Annotated in this window: 16 protein-coding genes and 2 rRNA genes (1 of these 18 running past the window's edge); 8 read left to right on the forward strand and 10 right to left on the reverse strand. The window is 56.9% G+C overall.

Going from position 1 to position 21,642, the window contains the following annotated elements; all coding sequences use genetic code 11:
• Both VZP09_RS24915 and rrf read left to right on the forward strand, forming a co-directional pair.
• Window positions 1–1,147: ribosomal RNA gene (locus tag VZP09_RS24915) — 23S ribosomal RNA — on the forward strand (it extends 1,634 nt beyond the left edge of the window).
• 195 nt (window positions 1,148–1,342) lie between these two features.
• Window positions 1,343–1,458 (forward strand): 5S ribosomal RNA (gene rrf / locus VZP09_RS22040).
• A 194-nt stretch (window positions 1,459–1,652) separates the two neighbouring features.
• On the opposite strand, the gene VZP09_RS22045 is transcribed toward rrf, so the two are convergent.
• Window positions 1,653–2,114 carry an acetyltransferase gene (locus VZP09_RS22045; RefSeq protein ID WP_004178258.1) on the reverse strand — a complete coding sequence of 154 codons (462 nt, stop codon included), beginning with the start codon at window positions 2,112–2,114 and terminating at the stop codon, window positions 1,653–1,655.
• A gap of 156 nt (window positions 2,115–2,270) precedes the next feature.
• On the opposite strand from VZP09_RS22045, the gene metA reads away from it, so the two are divergent.
• The 4 genes from metA (at window position 2,271) to aceK (ending at window position 8,333) form a co-directional block, all read left to right on the forward strand.
• Window positions 2,271–3,200, forward strand: a complete 930-nt coding sequence (gene metA, locus VZP09_RS22050; protein ID WP_004146576.1) for a homoserine O-acetyltransferase MetA — start codon at window positions 2,271–2,273, stop codon at window positions 3,198–3,200.
• Between the two features lie 260 nt (window positions 3,201–3,460).
• The gene (gene aceB / locus VZP09_RS22055) at window positions 3,461–5,062 is read left to right on the forward strand and encodes a malate synthase A (RefSeq protein WP_032415842.1); all 1,602 of its coding nucleotides are present in this window, start codon (window positions 3,461–3,463) and stop codon (window positions 5,060–5,062) included.
• Window positions 5,063–5,141: 79 nt separating this feature from the next.
• Window positions 5,142–6,446 carry an isocitrate lyase gene (gene aceA / locus VZP09_RS22060; protein ID WP_004192658.1) on the forward strand — a complete coding sequence of 435 codons (1,305 nt, stop codon included), beginning with the start codon at window positions 5,142–5,144 and terminating at the stop codon, window positions 6,444–6,446.
• A gap of 102 nt (window positions 6,447–6,548) precedes the next feature.
• The gene (aceK, locus tag VZP09_RS22065) at window positions 6,549–8,333 is read left to right on the forward strand and encodes a bifunctional isocitrate dehydrogenase kinase/phosphatase (RefSeq protein WP_002884575.1); all 1,785 of its coding nucleotides are present in this window, start codon (window positions 6,549–6,551) and stop codon (window positions 8,331–8,333) included.
• Window positions 8,334–8,383: 50 nt separating this feature from the next.
• Here aceK and iclR read toward each other — a convergent pair whose 3' ends face one another.
• Window positions 8,384–9,214, reverse strand: coding sequence for a glyoxylate bypass operon transcriptional repressor IclR (iclR, locus tag VZP09_RS22070; RefSeq protein WP_002884578.1), 831 nt, complete (start codon window positions 9,212–9,214; stop codon window positions 8,384–8,386).
• Window positions 9,215–9,408: 194 nt separating this feature from the next.
• On the opposite strand from iclR, the gene metH reads away from it, so the two are divergent.
• Window positions 9,409–13,092 carry a methionine synthase gene (gene metH / locus VZP09_RS22075; RefSeq protein WP_032439099.1) on the forward strand — a complete coding sequence of 1,228 codons (3,684 nt, stop codon included), beginning with the start codon at window positions 9,409–9,411 and terminating at the stop codon, window positions 13,090–13,092.
• Between the two features lie 129 nt (window positions 13,093–13,221).
• Window positions 13,222–14,853, forward strand: coding sequence for a Na/Pi cotransporter family protein (locus VZP09_RS22080; protein WP_004177864.1), 1,632 nt, complete (start codon window positions 13,222–13,224; stop codon window positions 14,851–14,853).
• Between the two features lie 87 nt (window positions 14,854–14,940).
• Here VZP09_RS22080 and VZP09_RS22085 read toward each other — a convergent pair whose 3' ends face one another.
• The 8 genes from VZP09_RS22085 to VZP09_RS22120 form a co-directional block, all read right to left on the reverse strand.
• Window positions 14,941–15,750: a shikimate 5-dehydrogenase gene (locus tag VZP09_RS22085; protein ID WP_020803742.1), complete on the reverse strand. Its 810-nt coding sequence runs from the start codon at window positions 15,748–15,750 to the stop codon at window positions 14,941–14,943.
• Window positions 15,743–16,975 carry an L-sorbose 1-phosphate reductase gene (sorE, locus tag VZP09_RS22090; protein ID WP_002884587.1) on the reverse strand — a complete coding sequence of 411 codons (1,233 nt, stop codon included), beginning with the start codon at window positions 16,973–16,975 and terminating at the stop codon, window positions 15,743–15,745. Before sorE ends, VZP09_RS22085 begins: the two co-directional genes overlap by 8 nt.
• 72 nt (window positions 16,976–17,047) lie before the next feature.
• Entirely contained in the window at window positions 17,048–17,872 is an 825-nt protein-coding gene (locus VZP09_RS22095) for a PTS system mannose/fructose/sorbose family transporter subunit IID (protein ID WP_032104777.1), read from the reverse strand.
• An 11-nt stretch (window positions 17,873–17,883) separates the two neighbouring features.
• Complete coding sequence (locus VZP09_RS22100; RefSeq protein WP_002884608.1) at window positions 17,884–18,684, reverse strand: PTS mannose/fructose/sorbose transporter subunit IIC; 801 nt, start codon at window positions 18,682–18,684, stop codon at window positions 17,884–17,886.
• 65 nt (window positions 18,685–18,749) lie between these two features.
• Complete coding sequence (locus tag VZP09_RS22105; RefSeq protein WP_004151751.1) at window positions 18,750–19,244, reverse strand: mannose/fructose/sorbose PTS transporter subunit IIB; 495 nt, start codon at window positions 19,242–19,244, stop codon at window positions 18,750–18,752.
• A complete protein-coding gene (locus VZP09_RS22110; RefSeq protein WP_009309461.1) occupies window positions 19,244–19,651 on the reverse strand; it encodes a mannose/fructose/sorbose PTS transporter subunit IIA in 408 nt (135 codons plus the stop codon). The genes VZP09_RS22105 and VZP09_RS22110 overlap by 1 nt, the downstream gene beginning before the upstream one ends.
• Before the next feature lie 9 nt (window positions 19,652–19,660).
• The gene (locus tag VZP09_RS22115; RefSeq protein ID WP_002884614.1) at window positions 19,661–20,464 is read right to left on the reverse strand and encodes an SDR family oxidoreductase; all 804 of its coding nucleotides are present in this window, start codon (window positions 20,462–20,464) and stop codon (window positions 19,661–19,663) included.
• A gap of 70 nt (window positions 20,465–20,534) precedes the next feature.
• Window positions 20,535–21,482 (reverse strand): sugar-binding transcriptional regulator, encoded by a 948-nt coding sequence (locus VZP09_RS22120; protein WP_002884616.1) that lies wholly within the window; start codon window positions 21,480–21,482, stop codon window positions 20,535–20,537.
• Window positions 21,483–21,642: the final 160 nt, after the last annotated feature.

The following is a 21,642-nucleotide window of genomic DNA, read 5'->3' on the forward strand; positions in this document are numbered from 1 at the left end:
CCAGCTGGCTGCAACTGTTTATTAAAAACACAGCACTGTGCAAACACGAAAGTGGACGTATACGGTGTGACGCCTGCCCGGTGCCGGAAGGTTAATTGATGGGGTTATCCGTAAGGAGAAGCTCTTGATCGAAGCCCCGGTAAACGGCGGCCGTAACTATAACGGTCCTAAGGTAGCGAAATTCCTTGTCGGGTAAGTTCCGACCTGCACGAATGGCGTAATGATGGCCAGGCTGTCTCCACCCGAGACTCAGTGAAATTGAACTCGCTGTGAAGATGCAGTGTACCCGCGGCAAGACGGAAAGACCCCGTGAACCTTTACTATAGCTTGACACTGAACATTGAGCCTTGATGTGTAGGATAGGTGGGAGGCTTTGAAGCGTGGACGCCAGTCTGCGTGGAGCCAACCTTGAAATACCACCCTTTAATGTTTGATGTTCTAACGTTGGCCCCTTACCGGGGTTGCGGACAGTGTCTGGTGGGTAGTTTGACTGGGGCGGTCTCCTCCCAAAGCGTAACGGAGGAGCACGAAGGTTAGCTAATCCTGGTCGGACATCAGGAGGTTAGTGCAATGGCATAAGCTAGCTTGACTGCGAGCGTGACGGCGCGAGCAGGTGCGAAAGCAGGTCATAGTGATCCGGTGGTTCTGAATGGAAGGGCCATCGCTCAACGGATAAAAGGTACTCCGGGGATAACAGGCTGATACCGCCCAAGAGTTCATATCGACGGCGGTGTTTGGCACCTCGATGTCGGCTCATCACATCCTGGGGCTGAAGTAGGTCCCAAGGGTATGGCTGTTCGCCATTTAAAGTGGTACGCGAGCTGGGTTTAGAACGTCGTGAGACAGTTCGGTCCCTATCTGCCGTGGGCGCTGGAGAATTGAGGGGGGCTGCTCCTAGTACGAGAGGACCGGAGTGGACGCATCACTGGTGTTCGGGTTGTCATGCCAATGGCACTGCCCGGTAGCTAAATGCGGAAGAGATAAGTGCTGAAAGCATCTAAGCACGAAACTTGCCCCGAGATGAGTTCTCCCTGAGACTTTAAGTCTCCTGAAGGAACGTTAAAGACGATGACGTTGATAGGCCGGGTGTGTAAGCGCAGCGATGCGTTGAGCTAACCGGTACTAATGAACCGTGAGGCTTAACCTTACAACGCCGAAGATGTTTTGGCGNNTTGAGAGAATTTTCAGCTTAGATTCAGAGTTGAGTACGCAATAATTTGCGCAGCAGCAAGGCGACAAGCGACGGAAAGGAAGGAGCATACNNAAGTATGTGACTGACTTTACGAGCGCAGGCAACGCAGCTGATGCGATAAAGAATTGCGTACTGAGCACAAAGAATTTGCCTGGCGGCACTAGCGCGGTGGTCCCACCTGACCCCATGCCGAACTCAGAAGTGAAACGCCGTAGCGCCGATGGTAGTGTGGGGTCTCCCCATGTGAGAGTAGGGAACTGCCAGGCATCAAATAAAGCANAAAGCCCGGTCGAAAGACCGGGCTTTTTGTTTTTGCGTTTAAAAAGAACCCCGTCCCGAAAGGTGCGGGGTTTTTTGCTGTGTGGGGTATATCTCCCCCGGTGGCGCTGCGCTTNCCGGGGCTACGGATCCTCGGCCACCTGCTGGCCGAGGGGACATCAATGCCGCAAAGTTACCGACGTCAATCGTAGTCTGCTTCAGCCTGCTGCTCATACATCAAATTCAATAACGGATACGGTTGCCCCAGATCGTCCGTTTCAGAGCGCCCTGTCACCCTAAAACCCATCTTCTGATAAAACCCGACCGCTTGTTCATTCTGCTCATTTACATTGGTCGTCAGCTTCGGCGTTAACGACAGCGCATGCTCAATCAGCAACTTCCCCACGCCACAGCCGCGGACATCCGGATCGACGAACAGCGCATCCATATGATCTCCGGTCAGCAGCATAAAGGCGATCGGCTGGTCTTCCGTATTAACCGCCACCCACAGCGGAGCCTCCGGTAAAAATGCGCGTACCATCTCCTCCAGCTCCTTTCGATACGCTTTTGTCAGAAAATCATGCGTGGCGTCGACCGACCGACACCAGATCGCAGTCAGTTTATCCCCTTCATCAGGCCGGGAACGGCGGATGTTAATAACCATACTTTCTCCTTTTCTACATTCTTATATTCTAACTCAACAAGCGCCGTGAAATTTTCTCACCGTGAACATGCAGACTCGACATTCACCCGATTCCTGGTTATCTTCAGCTATCTGGATGTCTAAACGTTTATACGTATGCTATGAGGTAATACAGTTATGCCAATTCGGGTGCAGGACGAGCTGCCAGCCGTCAATTTCTTGCGCAATGAAAACGTCTTCGTAATGACGACAACACGTGCAACGACTCAGGAAATCCGCCCCCTGAAGGTGTTAATCCTCAACCTGATGCCGAAGAAAATCGAGACGGAAAATCAGTTCCTGCGTCTGCTATCAAACTCTCCGCTGCAGGTGGATATCCAGTTATTACGTATCGATGCGCGCGAGTCGCGTAATACCCCTGCGGAGCATCTGAATAACTTTTACTGTAATTTCGATGAGATCTGCGATCAGAACTTTGACGGCCTGATTGTTACCGGCGCTCCTTTAGGCCTGGTTGAGTTTAACGATGTTGCTTACTGGCCGCAGATCAAACAGGTGCTGGAGTGGGCCAAGGATCACGTCACTTCGACGCTGTTCGTCTGTTGGGCGGTTCAGGCCGCGCTGAATATTCTGTACGGCATTCCCAAGCAGACCCGCGCCGAAAAGATTTCCGGCGTCTATGAACACCATATTCTTCATCCGCACGCCTTACTGACCCGCGGTTTCGACGACTCTTTCCTGGCCCCGCACTCACGCTATGCTGATTTTCCGGCCGGACTTATTCGCGACTATACCGATCTTGAGATCCTCGCGGAGACGGAAGAGGGCGATGCGTATTTGTTCGCCAGCAAAGATAAGCGCATCGCCTTTGTCACCGGCCACCCGGAGTACGATGCCAATACCCTGGCAAGTGAATATTTCCGCGATGTGGAAGCCGGTTTGAACCCTGAGATACCTCATAACTATTTCCCACAAAACGACCCGCAGAACAAACCGCGCGCCACCTGGCGCAGCCACGGCAATCTGCTGTTCGCTAACTGGCTTAACTATTACGTCTACCAGATTACGCCATACGATCTGCGTCATATGAATCCGACGCTGGAATAATACTCTACGTGAGACGATCCTAAAGCGTTTCAGCATTTTGCCTCTGGCACCTTCGGGTGCCTTTTTTATTTCCGAAATTCACTTCATACACGATGATAACTTTAATTTCATTGTTATCAATGTGTTAATGATAATTTAAAATTAAAATGGAAATTGTTTTTGATTTTGGAAATTAATTGAGTAGTCTTAATTGTGCTGAGCGAAAACTGCACAACGATCTTTCGCTCGCTTCCAGCGGATCAACCAAGAGGAGCAGCACAATGACGCAGCAGGCGACAATCACCGATGAACTGGCCTTTAGTCAGCCCTATGGCGAGCAGGAGAAGCAGATCTTAACGCCTGAGGCGGTAGAATTTCTGACGGAACTGGTGAGCCGCTTTACGCCGGCGCGCAATAAGCTGCTGGCCGCGCGTTTGCAGCAACAGCAGGCTATTGACGACGGGCAGCTTCCGGATTTTATTTCGGAAACTGCTTCCATTAGAAATGGCGACTGGACTATTCGCGGTATCCCGGCTGATTTGCAGGATCGCCGCGTGGAAATCACCGGCCCCGTCGAGCGCAAGATGGTCATTAACGCGCTGAATGCCAACGTCAAAGTCTTTATGGCGGACTTTGAGGATTCGCTGGCGCCTGACTGGCGCAAAGTCATTGATGGTCAAATCAACCTGCGCGATGCCGTGAACGGAACCATCAGCTACACCAACGAGGCCGGCAAAATCTATCAGTTGCAGCCCAATCCCGCTGTGCTGGTATGCCGTGTGCGCGGCCTGCATCTGCCGGAAAAGCATGTGACCTGGCGTAATGAGGCCATCCCCGGCAGCCTGTTCGATTTTGCGCTCTATTTCTTTCATAACTACCAGGCGCTGCTGGCGAAAGGAAGTGGTCCCTACTTCTATCTGCCAAAAACACAGGCCTGGCAGGAGGCGGCATGGTGGAACGATGTCTTCAGTTTTACGGAAGATCGCTTTGACCTGCCGCGCGGCACCATCAAGGCCACGCTGCTGATTGAGACGCTGCCAGCGGTGTTCCAGATGGATGAGATCCTGCATGCGCTGCGCGACCATATTGTTGGCCTGAACTGCGGCCGCTGGGATTACATCTTCAGCTATATCAAGACGCTGAAAAACCATCCGGATCGCGTACTGCCGGACCGGCAGGTGGTGACGATGGATAAACCCTTCCTCAGCGCCTACTCACGCTTGTTGATTAAGACCTGCCACAAACGCGGCGCGTTTGCGATGGGCGGTATGGCGGCGTTTATCCCGAGCAAAGATACCGAACGTAACCGCCAGGTGCTGAGTAAAGTCACCGCCGATAAAGAGCTGGAGGCCAACAACGGTCACGATGGGACCTGGATCGCCCACCCGGGCCTGGCGGATACCGCCATGGCGGTGTTTGACCGCGTGCTGGGCGATAAGCCGAATCAGCTCTCGGTCACCCGGAGCGAGGATGCGCCAATTACCGCTGAACAACTGCTGGCTCCCTGCGAGGGCGAACGCACGGAAGCCGGAATGCGCGCCAACATTCGCGTGGCGGTGCAGTACATCGAAGCGTGGATCTCCGGCAACGGCTGCGTACCGATTTATGGCCTGATGGAAGACGCCGCAACGGCCGAGATCTCGCGCACCTCTATCTGGCAGTGGATCCATCATCAGAAAACCCTGAACGACGGTACCCCAGTCACTAAGGCGCTGTTCCGCCAGTGGCTGGCGGAAGAGCTGATGGTGATTCAGGAGGAGCTGGGAGAGCACCGCTTCAGCCACGGCCGCTTTGACGATGCGGCGCGACTGATGGAGCAGATCACCACCTCCGACGAGCTAATTGATTTTCTGACATTGCCGGGCTACCGCATGCTGGCCTAATCGCCAGATGGTGTGGTTCGCCATTTAGTCCTTCACCTATGAGCCTGGGGAGCCAGGAAATTATATGGAGCATCTGCACATGAAAACCCGTACCCAACAAATCGAAGAATTAAACAAAGAATGGACGAACCCGCGCTGGGAAGGCATTACCCGTCCCTACAGCGCGGAAGAGGTGGTGAAGTTACGCGGCTCGGTGAATCCGGAATGCACGCTGGCGCAGCTTGGCGCGGCGAAACTATGGCGTCTGCTGCACGGGGAGGCGAAAAAAGGGTACGTCAACAGTCTCGGCGCGCTGACCGGCGGCCAGGCCTTGCAGCAGGCGAAGGCGGGTATCGAAGCCATTTATCTCTCCGGCTGGCAGGTGGCGGCGGATGCTAACCTGGCGTCCAGCATGTATCCGGATCAATCGCTGTATCCGGCCAACTCGGTACCGGCGGTGGTGGATCGGATCAACAACACCTTCCGCCGCGCCGATCAGATCCAGTGGTCAGCGGGAATTGAACCGAACGATCCGCGCTTTATCGACTACTTCCTGCCGATCGTGGCGGATGCGGAGGCCGGTTTTGGCGGCGTCCTGAACGCCTTTGAGCTGATGAAATCGATGATTGAAGCCGGTGCAGCGGCTGTTCACTTCGAAGATCAGCTGGCATCGGTGAAGAAGTGCGGCCATATGGGCGGTAAAGTGCTGGTTCCGACTCAGGAGGCGATTCAGAAGCTGGTGGCGGCGCGTCTGGCGGCCGACGTGATGGGGGTCCCGACGCTGGTCATCGCCCGTACCGATGCCGACGCCGCGGATTTAATTACCTCAGACTGCGATCCGTACGATCGTGAGTTTATTACCGGGGATCGCACCAGCGAAGGGTTCTTCCGCACCCACGCCGGGATCGAGCAGGCGATCAGCCGCGGGCTGGCCTACGCGCCGTATGCGGATCTGGTGTGGTGTGAAACGTCGAAACCGGATCTCGAGCAGGCGCGCCGCTTTGCCGAGGCTATCCATGCGCGTTTCCCGGGCAAACTGCTGGCCTATAACTGCTCGCCGTCGTTTAACTGGAAGAAAAATCTCGATGATAAAACCATCGCCAGCTTCCAGCAGCAGTTGTCGGACATGGGATACAAATACCAGTTTATTACCCTCGCGGGGATCCACAGCATGTGGTTCAACATGTTCGACCTCGCCCATGCCTACGCTCAGGGTGAGGGGATGCGCCACTATGTTGAGAAAGTGCAGCAGCCGGAATTCGCCGCCGGGCCGGAAGGCTACACCTTCGTCTCGCATCAGCAGGAAGTGGGCACCGGCTACTTCGACAAGGTCACCACCATTATCCAGGGCGGTACCTCGTCGGTAACGGCGCTGACCGGCTCGACCGAAGAAGATCAGTTTTAAGCCATGCCCGGTGGCGCGACGCTGACCGGGCCTGCAAGAGGACGCAGGCCGGATAAGCGAGCGCGCCATCCGGCATGACGTGGCGCCGGATGGGGGAAAGCGATGACGCGTGGTCTGGAATTACTGATTGCCCAAACGATATTGCAGGGATTTGACGCGCAGTATGGGCGTTTTCTTGAAGTCACTTCCGGCGCGCAGCAGCGCTTTGAACAGGCTGACTGGCACGCCGTGCAGCAGGCGATGAAGCAGCGGATCCATCTCTACGATCACCACGTGGGCCTGGTAGTAGAGCAGCTGCGCTGCATCACCGAAGGGAAAAGCACCGACGTCGATTTTCTTCTGCGGGTGAAACAGCAGTACACCCAACTTTTACCGGATTACCCTCGCTTTGAAATTGCTGAGAGCTTTTTCAATTCGGTCTATTGCCGCCTGTTTGACCACCGCTCGCTGACCCCCGAGCGGCTCTTTATTTTCAGCTCGCAGCCCGAGCGACCCTTTCGTACCCTCCCGCGACCGCTGGCGAAAGATTTCTTTCCGGAACGCGGTTGGTCGCACCTGCTGGGTAAAGTACTGTCCGATCTGCCGCTGCGGCTACCGTGGCAAAACAAAGCGCGGGATATCGGCTATATCATTGCCAGTCTGCAGGAGGCGCTGGGGGAGGAACTGCTCGCCACCTGTCATCTGCAGGTCGCCAATGAGCTGTTCTACCGCAATAAAGCCGCCTGGCTGGTGGGCAAACTGGTCATGCCGATGGCGACGCTGCCTTTTTTGCTGCCGATCCACCGCAGCGAAGAGGGTGAGCTGTTTGTTGACACCTGCCTCACAACCCATGCCGAAGCGAGTATCGTTTTTGGCTTCGCGCGTTCCTATTTTATGGTTTATGCGCCGTTGCCCGGCGCCCTGGTGGAATGGCTGCGCGAGATCTTGCCGGGTAAAACGACGGCCGAGCTGTACATGGCGATTGGCTGTCAGAAGCATGCCAAAACCGAAAGCTATCGCGAATATCTACACTACATTACTCGCTGCGATGAGCAGTTTATTGAAGCGCCGGGTATTCGCGGGATGGTGATGCTGGTGTTTACCCTGCCGGGCTTTGACCGGGTGTTTAAGGTGATCAAGGACCGCTTCGCGCCGCAGAAAGAGATGACCGCCGCCCATGTGCGGGCTTGCTATCAGCTGGTAAAGGAGCATGACCGCGTCGGGCGGATGGCGGACACCCAGGAGTTTGAAAATTTCGTGCTGGATAAACGGCAAATCGCGCCGGCGCTGCTGGCGCTGCTGCAGGCGGAAGCGGGGAACAAACTCACCGATCTCGGCGACCGCATAGTCATCAGCCATCTCTATATTGAACGGCGAATGGTGCCGCTCAACCTGTGGCTGGAGCAGGTTAACGGCCAGGCATTGCGTGATGCGGTAGAAGAGTATGGCAATGCTATCCGCCAGCTGGCCGCCGCCAACATCTTTCCCGGCGATATGTTATTTAAAAACTTCGGCGTCACCCGCCATGGCCGGGTGGTGTTCTACGACTATGATGAAATCTGCTATATGACGGAAGTGAATTTTCGCGAGATCCCGCCGCCGCGCTATCCGGAGGATGAGCTGGCCAGCGAGCCGTGGTACAGCGTTTCGCCTGGCGATGTGTTTCCGGAGGAGTTCCGCCACTGGCTGTGCGCCGACCCGCGCATTGGGCCACTGTTTGAAGAGATGCATGCCGACCTGCTGCGCGCCGACTACTGGCGCGCACTGCAGATGCGGATTAAAAACGGCCATGTGGAAGATGTCTACGCCTACCGGCGCAAGCAGCGTTTTAGCGTGCGCTATGGCGCCGACAGTAGACCGGATAAGGCGTTTACGCCGCCATCCGGCAAGGTGCGCCGATCTGCCTGATGGCGCTACGCTTATCAGGCCTACTTAAAATGCCCCTCTGGGGCATTTTTTTATTTAACCCCGCCATACGCCAGCGTCACTTCCTTCGCCGCCTTGATCACCAGCGCGCCCAGCTCAGTCACCCGATCATCGGTCATACGCGAGATGGGGCCTGAGATGGAGATTGCCGCGAACGGTTCGCGATGTTCATCGTAAATGCAGGCGGCGACGCAGCGCAGGCCGAGCGCGTGCTCCTCATCATCGAAAGAGTAGCCCCGCTTGCGGGTCTGGGCTAAATCTTCCTTCAGATGCAGCGGGGAGACCAGCGTGGCATGCGTATAGGCATGCAGCCCTTTACGGTGCAGCAGACTGGTGACCTGCTCTTCGCTCAGCTGCGCGAGAAACGCCTTCCCGGCGCCGGAAGCGTGCATCGGCAGTTTACCGCCGATTGGCGCCGACATCCGCATCAGCTGGGTGCACTGCACCTGATCGATAATGATCGCCTGGTGGTCGCTCTGGTCGAGCACCGCCAGATTCACCGTTTCACCGGAATCTTCCATCAGCTGGCGCAGGATCGGGTGGACAATGGCCAGCAGATTGCGGCTTTGTAGAAAGCTGCTGCCGACCACGAAAGCATGCGCCCCGACGGCCCAGTGACCCAGCTCGCCAACCTGGCGGACGAAGCCCAGCTGTTGCATGGTGGTCAGCAGACGGTGAGTCGTGGAGTTGGGCAGACCCGCCTGCTGCGCCAGTTCGGTCAGCGCGACGCTGCTGTGGGACTCGGCAATCCATTCGAGTAATTTCAGGCCGCGGGTCAGCGACTGAACCTGACCGCCAGCCTGCTGGGCAGTGGCAGCCGCGGGTTTTCTGCCGCGTTTCGCGGGAATGGGGGTAGTGGCCATCGCGAACTCCTTTTTCTGTATCGTGGAAATAATTTTCGTTTTATTTGGCAATAATGCAATCACAACCGGACTCATCGGAGGAGTGAAGCTGAACATGTCTCATATTGCCCGTTGTTGTCTTTTCCGCTCCGGTGGTTTATGCCAGTATGGTTTGTTGGCTATTTGGCCTGAGTCGAGCGTTGTCGGGAGCAAGTGTGAGCAGCAAAGTTGAGCAACTGCATCAGCAGTTAAAAGAACGTATTCTGGTTCTGGATGGGGGCATGGGCACCATGATCCAGGGCTATCGTCTGAGTGAGCAGGACTTTCGCGGTGAGCGCTTTGCTGACTGGCCGTGCGACCTGAAAGGCAACAACGACCTGCTGGTGCTCAGCAAACCCGAAGTGATCCGCGAGATCCACGACGCCTATTTCGAGGCCGGCGCGGATATCATTGAGACCAACACCTTTAACTCGACGACCATCGCGATGGCGGATTACCAGATGGAATCCCTGTCGGCCGAGATCAACTTTGCCGCGGCGAAGCTGGCCCGCGCCAGCGCCGACGCCTGGACGGCCCGCACGCCGGAAAAACCGCGCTATGTCGCGGGCGTGCTTGGCCCGACCAACCGCACCGCCTCTATCTCGCCTGATGTGAACGATCCGGCGTTCCGTAATATTACCTTTGACCAGCTGGTGGCCGCCTATCGCGAATCCACCCGGGCGCTGGTGGAAGGCGGCGTGGATCTGATCCTGATTGAAACGGTGTTTGATACTCTGAACGCTAAAGCGGCCATCTATGCGGTGAAAGAGGAGCTGGAGGCGTTAGGCGTTGACCTACCGCTGATGATCTCCGGGACCATTACCGATGCCTCTGGCCGCACGCTTTCCGGACAGACCACCGAAGCCTTTTATAACTCGCTGCGTCACGCCGAAGCCTTATCGTTTGGTCTGAACTGCGCCCTCGGGCCGGACGAGCTGCGGCAGTACGTCCAGGAGCTGTCGCGCATTGCCGAATGCTACGTCACCGCGCACCCGAACGCCGGCCTGCCCAACGCCTTCGGCGAATACGATCTGGACGCCGACACCATGGCGACGCAAATTCGCGAATGGGCGGAAGCCGGTTTCCTCAATATCGTTGGCGGCTGCTGCGGTACCACCCCGGAGCATATCGCCGCCATGAGCCGGGCGGTAGCGGGCCTGCCGCCGCGTCAGTTGCCGGAAATTGCGGTGGCCTGCCGCCTCGCCGGCCTGGAGCCGTTGAATATCGGCGACGATAGCCTGTTCGTTAACGTCGGTGAACGAACTAACGTCACCGGCTCGGCGAAATTTAAGCGGCTGATTAAAGAAGAGAAGTACAGCGAAGCGCTGGACGTTGCGCGTCAGCAGGTGGAAAGCGGCGCGCAGATTATCGATATCAACATGGACGAGGGGATGCTCGACGCGGAAGCGGCGATGGTGCGTTTCCTTAACCTGATTGCCGGCGAGCCGGACATTGCCCGCGTGCCGATCATGATCGACTCCTCCAAGTGGGAAGTCATTGAAAAGGGCCTGAAATGTATTCAGGGCAAAGGCATCGTTAACTCGATTTCGATGAAAGAGGGCGTCGAATCCTTTATCCACCATGCGAAACTGGTTCGCCGCTACGGCGCCGCGGTGGTGGTGATGGCTTTCGACGAGGTTGGTCAGGCCGACACCCGCGAACGTAAAATTGAGATTTGCCGTCGCGCCTACAAAATCCTCACCGAAGAGGTCGGCTTTCCGCCGGAAGATATTATCTTCGACCCCAATATCTTTGCCGTCGCCACCGGTATCGAAGAGCATAACAACTACGCACAGGACTTTATCGGCGCCTGCGAAGACATCAAACGCGAGCTGCCGCATGCGCTGATCTCCGGCGGGGTCTCCAACGTCTCCTTCTCCTTCCGCGGTAATGACCCGGTACGTGAGGCGATCCACGCCGTATTCCTCTACTACGCGATCCGCAACGGCATGGACATGGGGATCGTCAACGCCGGTCAGCTGGCCATCTATGATGACCTCCCGCGCGAGCTGCGCGACGCGGTCGAAGACGTGATCCTCAACCGCCGCGATGACAGTACCGAACGGTTACTTGAGCTGGCGGAAAAATATCGCGGCAGCAAAGCGGACGACGGCGCGAATGCCCAGCAGGCGGAGTGGCGCACCTGGGAAGTAAAAAAACGCCTCGAATATTCGCTGGTTAAGGGCATTACCGAATTTATCGAACAGGACACCGAAGAAGCGCGTCAGCAGGCCGCCCGCCCGATTGAGGTCATTGAAGGGCCGCTGATGGACGGCATGAACGTGGTCGGCGATCTGTTCGGCGAAGGCAAAATGTTCCTGCCGCAGGTGGTGAAATCCGCCCGTGTAATGAAACAGGCGGTGGCCTACCTTGAGCCGTTTATTGAAGCCAGTAAAGAGCAGGGCTCCAGTAACGGCAAAATGGTGATTGCCACGGTAAAAGGCGACGTTCATGACATTGGCAAAAACATCGTCGGGGTGGTGCTGCAGTGCAATAACTACGAAATCATCGATCTTGGCGTGATGGTCCCGGCGGATAAAATTCTCAAAACGGCCAAAGAGGTAAACGCGGATCTAATTGGTCTTTCCGGGCTGATTACCCCATCGCTGGACGAGATGGTTAACGTGGCGAAAGAGATGGAGCGCCAGGGCTTTACCATCCCGCTGCTGATAGGCGGCGCGACCACCTCGAAAGCGCATACGGCGGTGAAAATCGAGCAGAACTACAGCGGCCCGACCGTTTACGTACAGAACGCCTCGCGCACCGTCGGCGTGGTGTCTGCGCTGCTCTCGGACACGCAGCGCGACGAGTTTGTCGCCCGCACGCGCAAAGAGTATGAAACGGTGCGTATCCAGCATGGGCGTAAAAAACCGCGTACGCCGCCGGTGACCCTTGCCGCCGCGCGGGAAAACGATCTGGCCTTTGACTGGGAGAGCTACACGCCGCCGGTGGCTCATCGTCTGGGAGTACAGACGGTGGAAGCCAGTATCGAGACTCTGCGCAACTACATCGACTGGACGCCGTTCTTCATGACCTGGTCGCTGGCGGGTAAATATCCGCGCATTCTGGAAGATGAAGTGGTAGGGGAAGAGGCGCAGCGCCTGTTCAAAGATGCTAACGAGCTGCTGGATAAGCTGAGCGCAGAGAAAACCCTGAACCCGCGCGGCGTGGTGGGTCTGTTCCCGGCCAACCGCGTGGGCGACGATATTGAAATCTATCGCGATGAAACCCGCACCCACGTGCTGACGGTGAGCCATCATCTGCGCCAGCAGACGGAGAAGGTTGGCTTCGCCAACTACTGCCTCGCCGATTTTGTCGCGCCGAAGCTGAGCGGCAAGGCGGACTACATCGGCGCCTTCGCCGTGACCGGCGGCCTGGAAGAGGACGCGCTGGCGGACGCCTATGAAGCGCAGCATGATGACTATAACAAGATCATGATTAAAGCCATCGCCGATCGTCTGGCGGAGGCCTTTGCCGAGTATTTGCATGAGAAAGTGCGCAAGGTTTACTGGGGATATGCGGCCAATGAGAACCTCAGCAATGAGGAGCTTATTCGCGAGAACTACCAGGGGATCCGACCGGCGCCGGGATATCCGGCCTGTCCGGAGCATACCGAAAAGGGGACCATCTGGCAGCTACTGGACGTCGAAGCCCATACCGGCATGAAGCTCACCGAATCGTTCGCCATGTGGCCGGGCGCATCGGTTTCCGGCTGGTACTTCAGCCATCCGGACAGCAAGTACTTCGCCGTGGCGCAGATCCAGCGCGATCAGGTCGAAGATTACGCGCTGCGTAAAGGAATGACGCCGGCGGAGGTCGAGCGCTGGTTAGCGCCTAATCTGGGCTATGATGCGGACTAGTCGTCATCTTTCCTTACAACAAACAAGGCGCTCTGTGAGCGCCTTGTCTCTTTATTGAGGTTAACCCCTTATACTGAGATAGGTTCCTGAACTTCGGAAAACCTATAACGATAAGGAGAAGCTGATTCCGTGTTAACTCTGCTACACCTGTTGTCCGCGGTTGCTCTGCTGGTGTGGGGCACGCATATCGTGCGTACCGGGGTGATGCGCGTCTATGGCGCTCGCCTGCGTACCGTTCTCAGTAGCAGCGTAGAGAAAAAGCCGCTCGCCTTCTGCGCGGGTCTTGGCGTGACTGCGCTGGTGCAAAGCAGTAACGCCACCACCATGCTGGTGACCTCATTTGTCGCCCAGGATTTAGTGGGTCTGATGCCAGCGCTGGTGATGGTGCTGGGGGCCGACGTCGGGACGGCGCTGATGGCGAGGGTGTTGACCTTCGACCTGTCGTGGCTGTCGCCGTTGTTGATATTTATCGGGGTGATTTTCTTCCTCGGCCGCAAGCAGACCCGCGCCGGGCAGCTTGGACGGGTGGGGATTGGTCTGGGGCTGATCCTGTTGGCCCTCGAGCTGATTGTCCAGGCCGTACACCCCATAACCCAGGCGAACGGCGTGCAGGTGATTTTCGCCTCGCTGACCGGCGATATCATGCTGGATGCCTTGATTGGCGCCGTATTTGCAATCATTAGCTACTCCAGCCTGGCGGCGGTGCTGTTAACGGCGACGCTGACCGCGGCGGGAGCGATCTCTTTCCCGGTGGCGCTGTGTCTGGTGATTGGCGCCAACCTGGGATCGGGGCTGCTGGCGATGCTTAACAACAGCGCGGCGAACGCGGCGGCGCGCCGGGTGGCGCTGGGCAGCCTGCTGTTTAAGCTGGTGGGGAGCCTGATTATTCTGCCGTTCGTCCATCCGCTGGCCGCGGCGATGCACAAGCTGCCGTTGGCCGAGTCCGAGCTGGTTATCTACTTCCACGTCTTTTACAACCTGCTGCGCTGCATCGCGATGGTGCCCTTTGCCGGACCGATGGCGAAGCTGTGCCAGCGTCTGATCCGCGATGAGCCCGAGCTGGATAACCATCTCAAACCCAAGCATCTCGACCCGTCGGCGCTGGACACCCCGGCGCTGGCGCTGGCCAATGCCGCGCGTGAGACGCTGCGTATTGGTGACGCGATGGAGCAGATGCTGGAGAGCCTGCACAAGGTGATGCATGGCGAACCGCGTCAGGAGAAAGAGCTGCGCCGTATGGCGGATGATATCAACGTACTTTACACCGCTATTAAGCTCTATCTGGCGCGAATGCCAAAGGATGAGCTGGCGGAAGAGGAATCCCGGCGCTGGGCGGAAATTATTGAGATGTCGTTAAACCTCGAACAGGCGTCCGATATCGTCGAGCGAATGGGCAGCGAGATCGCCGATAAATCGCTGGCGGCGCGGCGCGCCTTCTCGGTAGAAGGGTTAAAGGAGCTGGACGCCCTGTACGATCTGCTGCTCAGCAACCTGCAGCTGGCGATGTCGGTCTTCTTCTCCAGCGATGTGCCCAGCGCCCGCCGCCTGCGGCGCAGCAAACACCGGTTCCGCATTCTTAACCGCCGCTACTCGCATGCGCACGTTGACCGTCTGCATCAGCAGAACGTGCAGAGCATCGAAACCAGTACGTTGCACCTGGCGCTGCTGGGGGATATGAAGCGTCTGAACAGCCTGTTCTGCTCGGTGGCTTACAGCGTGATGGAGCAGCCGGATGAAGACGACGAACGGGATGACTACTAAGACGGGTTATTTNNNNGTTTATGTCGCTTCTTTTGTGGCGCGATAGCCCTCCCGGGAGGTGGCTGACGCCNNCCCGGGAGGGAGACACTAGCTTCTGGCAAACGCCGAGGCTTCTGCCACCAGCGCATTATCCGGCCGTACGCCGGTATAAAGGGCGAACTGCTCGACGGCTTGCAGGGCAATAACTTCCGCACCGCTGATGGTTTGCTTACCCCGTTGTTGCGCCAGGCGGATCAGCGGAGTTTCCGCCGGCAACGCGACCACGTCAAACACGACGCTGGCCTGGGCCACCATGGCCTCGCTGAACGCCAGCGTGTTGCTTTCCGCTCCCCCCGCCATGCCCAGCGGTGTGACATTGACCAGAATCTCGGCTGCGATCCCTTCGGGCAGGGGCTGCCACTGAAAGCCATACTGTTTTGCCAGCGCCAGGCCGCGCTGGCGATTGCGGGCCGCAATGATCACGTCGCGGAAACCGGCATCACGGAAGGCGGCAATGACGGCTTTCCCCATGCCGCCGCTACCCTGAATCATCACTCTGGCGTTGGTATCGAGCCGATGGCTGGCGATCAGGCTTTTGACCGCGATGTAATCGGTGTTTAGCCCGGTTAACTTCCCGTCGTCGTTGACGATGGTGTTGACGGAGTCGATGACTTTTGCTGACGGATCGATCGCGTCAAGAAACGGTATGCAGCTCTCTTTAAACGGCATGGAGACCGCACAGCCGCGGATACCCAATGCGCGAACCCCTTTTACCGCCGCCTCAATATCCTTAGTCGTAAAGGCTTTGTAGAGGTAGTTCAATCCCAGCTTGTCATACAGATAGTTATGAAAGCGGGTGCCGAAGTTGCCGGGGCGACCCGCCAGGGAGATGCACAGCAGCGTATCGCGGTTAATCATGCGTAATATCCTCCGCGTGGGCCAGCAGATACGCTTCAGCCTCCTGGGACCAGATCCCATGGTGACGCGCCACAATCGCTGCCAGTTCGGGATCGGCGATCTCGCCCAGCGGCGTGAGCGGGAAGGCTTTTCCGGTATACACCAGCTTTTTTCCCCCGCCGACGGCAGGCAGATCGAGGGTGGTTTCGCCCGCGGCGTTCAGGCCGAGAATATGGGTGACCACTTTCGCCGTCTGGACCTTTTTCGCCTGCATCAGCGCCACCGCGGCGCGCATATCGTCAGTATTACCGCCGGAGGTGCCGACGTAGTGGGTGAAGGCGTAGTGCACGTCGTAGAAGTTGATCGGGGCGCTGAATTGCTTATCCTGGGGGCCAGCAAAGAAGTTCAGGCAGCCGTCCGGAGCCAGCAACGAGGAGGCCAGGGTGATCAGCTGTTCGTTTGGCACAAACACGAAGATATCGTCGAAGCCATGGCCGCCGCTGAGCGCCAGCAGCGTATCGCGACTGGCCTCATGGCCGTCGAGGTAGTGGATCAGCGTCTGCGGCTCAGAGGGGTAATGACGGCGGGCGTAGCTGAGCTTCGGCTTATTGGTATCGGTCACTACCAGTAGTGAAGGATTGATGGGGCCGTGCAGCGCATAGTCGATAGCCAGCAGCCCCATCGGCCCCGTCCCGCCCAGGATCAGAGTGTGTCCCTGAGGACGGATCCCCATCACGTGGTTGTAACTCCCCTCCTGCAGATGATAATTGGCGTTGAAAGCGCCAATGACGCAGGAGAGCGGCTCCACCAGCGATCCTTCAAACCAGGTATCCCCCTCCCAGGTGAGCAGGCAATCCTGCGCCATCACCTCATTGGGGATCACCACATGGGTGGCTTCGCCACCGATCCATGGGAATGAGTAGCCGGGGCAGTCGGGTCGGTCGGGCAACTGCAGGTTGGCCTGGATCACGTAGCGCTGCCCTGGCTGAAACTTATGCTGCCACTTTTTACCGACGGCAAGGATTTCGCCGCAGAATTCATGACCGATAATAATGGGCCTGGTGGCCACATCATCTGGCACCTTTTTATGATCGGCACCCTGATTGGCCTCTTTCCATGAGGAAAGACACAGGCTGTCCGTGACCACCCGGGCGAGGATCTCATCGTCCTGCATCGCCGGGAGGGTAAAGGTTTCCAGGCGCAGGTCTCGTTTGCCATACAGGCGCAGGGCCGTTGTTGTTTGCATAAACCACCTCATCCCCTTCATCTTTCGGGGCTATGTTGTTGACGTCACCCCGGCATCGCCGGGGCGGAATAATCAGGACAGAAAGCCGAGGGCGTTGCCGATAATGCCTAAGCCGAAAAGGGCGAAAATCAGCCAGACCGGATTCACTTTCTTGTTCAGCAGACGCACCATCAGTAGCGTCAGGCCCAGCGCCAGCAGGCCGGGGCAGAGCTGATCGAGGATGTTCTGGACGGTCATCGTGACGGTGGCGCCGTCTGCACCGGGCGTTTGGGAAACCACCAGCGGCACATTGATGGTGGTCCATTTGGTCACCAGCACCCCCATGACAAACAGGCCGAGAATGGAGGCGCCTTCAGTCAGCTTCTGCAGCAGGTTACCGCCCATATCGCTGACGATATTGACCCCTTTACGGAAGCCCAGTTGCAGGCCGTACCACTTCATTGCCAGCCGCACTGCATTGAAAATAAAGAAAAATAACAAAGGTCCCAGAATGTTGCCGGAGAGGGCCAGCGAGGCGCCAAGGGCCGCAGTAATCGGCCGCAGCGTGCCCCAGACCAGCGGGTCGCCGACGCCGGCCAGCGGGCCCATCAGACCCACTTTGATGCCGTTGATAGCGCCATCGTCAATGGCCGCGCCGTTAGCCCGGGCCTCCTCCATGGCGGCGGTGACGCCGATCACCGGGCCACACACCGCCGGCGTGGTATTAAAGAACACCAGATGACGCTTCAGCGCCGCGACCTGATCGGCTTTGAGCGGATACAGGCGTTTGATCGCCGGGATCATGTCGTAGCAAAACCCCAGGCCATGAATACGTTCGAAGTTAAAGGAGGCCTGCTGGAGGTTGGAGCGGAGAAACATGCTCACCAGGTCGCCTTGCGTGATTTTTTTCTGTTTCATTTTCGGCTCCATTAGTCGTCAAGCTGGTCAAGGGCGGGGGCAGAGGGGGCAGTGGAGGCGGCGGGTTCAGCCTTACGCCACTGTGGATTGAGCTGGATGTAGATCAGCGCGATGATGACGCCCACGCCGCCGAAGGCCAGCAGGCTGAAGTCGAGATAACCCCCGGCGAGAAAACCGAGGAAAAAGAAGGGCATCAGGTATTTCACGCCCATCATTCGCAGCACCATCGCGTAGCCCACGACGACAATGAAACCACCGGCAATCTGCAGGCCGCGGGTGACGAATTCCGGGATCGCGCTGAGCATACTGCTGACCATATCCGCGCTAACGAACAGCGAGACCACCAGCGCCGGGATTGCCACGCGCAGTGCCTGCACCCCCAGTGCGGAGACATGCAGCAGGTCGATGGTGCGAAAGCGCGCCTCCTCGGCCGCTTTGTCCGCGGCGTGCTGGAACACCACGGTAATGGTACGGGCGAAAACGGTCAGCACCTGCCCGGCGGCGGCCACCGGCAGAGCAATGGCGATACCGGTGGCAATGCTCTGGTGGCCCACAATCACCAGAATGGCGGAGATAATGCTGGCCAGCGCCGAATCTGGCGACTGCGCTGCCCCCACGTTCATCCAGCCGAGGGCGATCAGCTCCAGCGTACCGCCGAGCATAACCCCGGTTTTTAAATCGCCCAGGATGAGGCCAATCACGGTACAGGCGATAAGGGGCCGATGGGTCTGAAATTCATCCAGCACGCTGCCCATTCCGGCAATACAGGAAAAAATAAATATGGCTATTATCTGTAGGGTACTAATTTCCATAATTTATGACCTTTAAGGTGTGAGTCATCCTGCCTGCTACGGCATATCACAACAGGCGCTATTTTTTATTCGCAGAAAGCTGTTTCGTTAATTTTGTCGAGAATATTGACTGACGGATCTGATGCGACCACGCGTAAATCGAGTTTTACGCCCAGTTTATCGAGTTCACGGAATGCCTGAATATCCTGCGGATCCAAAGAAACGGCTTTGGTTAGCTGTTTTTTACCGGGTCGCCAGGCCATGCCACCAATATTTAACGTGGCGATCTGCACGCCCTGGCGCACCATCGTTAAAACATCGTGTGGATTGGTAAATAAATAAAAGACGGTCTCGTCCTGATATTGCGGGTTATGATAGACCGCAACCGCTTTTTCCAGACTGACAACGTTTACCTTCATGCCTGGCGGAGCCGCCTGGCGCAACAGGGTCCGGCGAACCTCATCGTTAAATACATCGTCATTGCAGATAATTATCCGCTGGGCGTTGGCGACTTTTGACCACACGGTGGTGACCTGGCCATGAATCAGTCGGTCATCAATACGGGCGAGGGTAATTTGCATCAGAACTCCTCCTCAACGGTTTCTGGCTGCTGCCAGACCACACAGCACTGACTGGCGATGGCCTGCAGATGCTGGCATAAGTCATCGGCGCTCAGGGTATACTGGTTATCCACCAGCTCGAGCGCCAGCGGCAGCGACAGGCCGCTAATCACCCGGATCTGCGGGTGACGCATTGCCAGCCCGGCTGCGGCATTCCATGGGCTTCCGCACTGCAAATCTACCGCGATTACCCACTCCTCATCGGTGTGGGCGCTTACTAACTTTTCCAGGTTAATGGCGATATCCGCCGCGTTTTCGCCGGGGACAAACGCGACGGCGCTGACGTTAACCTCGCCGTAGACCATGCATACCGAATCAAGCATGGCCCCGGCCAGCTGGCCGTGGGCGCAGAAGATAGCGTGAACCATACTGCCTCCTTAACCGCGCGTTTTTCCGCCGGCAATGTTAGTGGTGACTCCGGTGATGTAGCTGGCGCGCGCTGACAAGAGATAGCAAACAAAATCAGCGACTTCTGAGAGTTTTCCTGCCCGCCCGATGGGAATGGCGTTTTTGGTATATCCCTCGCGAAGTTGCTCGACGGTGATATTGCGCGTCCAGGCCAGCGCCTCTTCATATTCCGGTGTCCGCAGACCGGTTTTTTCGAGGATCCCCGGCGCAACGCCGACCACGCGGATCCCATATTTACCCAATTCTTTGGACCAGGAGCGGGTAAAGCTGTTGAGCGCGGCCTTGGTCGCGGCGTAGCAGCTTTGACCTTCAGAGCCTTCCAGGCCGCTCTCCGAAGAGACATTGACAATCACACCGGCGCGCTGTTTGACCATTTGACGCGCCACCGCCTGCGACATGAAAAACACCCCTTTCTGGTTGATATTGACCATTTTTTCAAAAGCGGCTTCGTTTAATTCATAGCGGCCGGCCGGTGCTTTTTCGTCGACTAATAAACGCGGGAAATTCACGCCAGCGTTATTGACCAAACCATCAATACGCGACCAGCGCTGAATAATGGCATCGATAGTCTGTTGCACCTCTGTCGCGCTGGAAATATCCGTCGGCCAGAAGTGATAATTATCGCCATTGTGATGACGATCGCCGCCATGAATATCAATCATCTGGACATGAGCACCTTGTGATAATAATTCATCGACAATGGCCAGCCCAATTCCCGAGGCGCCGCCGGTCACGATAATGACGTTATCTTTTAAATTTAACCAAGTATTCATTATTCACTCCCATTTCTTTAGATAAAGGGATCCCCCGCAGCGGGTGCTGCGTGAAATCATATCCTGTGTGTTATTTCAGTAATAACTCAGCCGTTTCTCTGTTTGTCACCAGACAATTAATATAGCGTCCGTGCAATGCGCCAAGAATGCCAGAGTATTTCTCTTCCCCCATGGCGATGCCGATGGAATAGCGAGCCTGGCGCAGCTTCGCCATTTCGATCGACAGGGTTTTTTCGCTCATATTGGTATCGACTAACCCGCCGTTAATATCGTAGAAACGCGAACAGATATCCCCGGCGACGTGGCGGGCGTTGAGATCGTCGCTCTCTTCGCTGCCGTAGAAGGCGTGCCAGTTTGCGCCGTCGCGAATGGCCGGTGAACCAATACCCACCAGCGCCACATCCAGGCTGTCCCAGTAGGATGAGATGGTTTTAAAGTGCTGGGACTGCATGATGCCGTTGCGGATCAGCGGGTTATCCAGCAGGGCTGGAAAATCGGCAAGGTGGGATTCCGCTTTCAGTCTGGCTGCCGCGCCGTAGGTTAAGGTGTTCACATGGTAGCGGCTCTCCAGTTTACCGGAAGGTCCACCGATGATGGGGACGCAGATCACCTGGCGTGACTGGCTGGCCTGCGGCAGGTTCTCCACCAGCGAACGCACGGCGCGGCCCCATGAAAAACCGATGATATCGCCTGGCTCCAGCAACCGATCGACAAGCAGGGCGCCATGCTGGCCCATCGCACTCAGCTGTTCTTCTTCCAGCAGCCCATCGCTGCTGGCAACCACCGCCTCTTTCAGGCCAAATTTTTGCTTGAGCTGTTGCTCGAGCCACAGGTTTTCATTGTAGTCATAGTTGATGGCGATGGTAACAATGCCCTGCTCGCGGCCGCGCTTCAGCAGGCGACTGATGGTGGTGCGATAGATCCCGAGCTCGCGAGCAATTTGCGCCTGAGTCATATCCTGCTCGTAATAGAGCTGGGCGATTTTGACAATCAGCCGGATATCGTCACTGTTTTCCATGGTCATCTGCAGGCTCCTGCACATTTGTGCAAATCGCGGGTTTGTGCTGTTGATCTGATATAACCCTATTAGAGCCACCGTTTAAAGCGATTTTCTTTTATTTCATCACCCTAATCTGGCGAATAATCTTGCACATTTGCGTTATCAATAGCGGGTTGTT

It is taken from the genome of Klebsiella sp. EMBS2024, from assembly GCF_036233805.1.
Taxonomy (GTDB): domain Bacteria; phylum Pseudomonadota; class Gammaproteobacteria; order Enterobacterales; family Enterobacteriaceae; genus Klebsiella; species Klebsiella pneumoniae.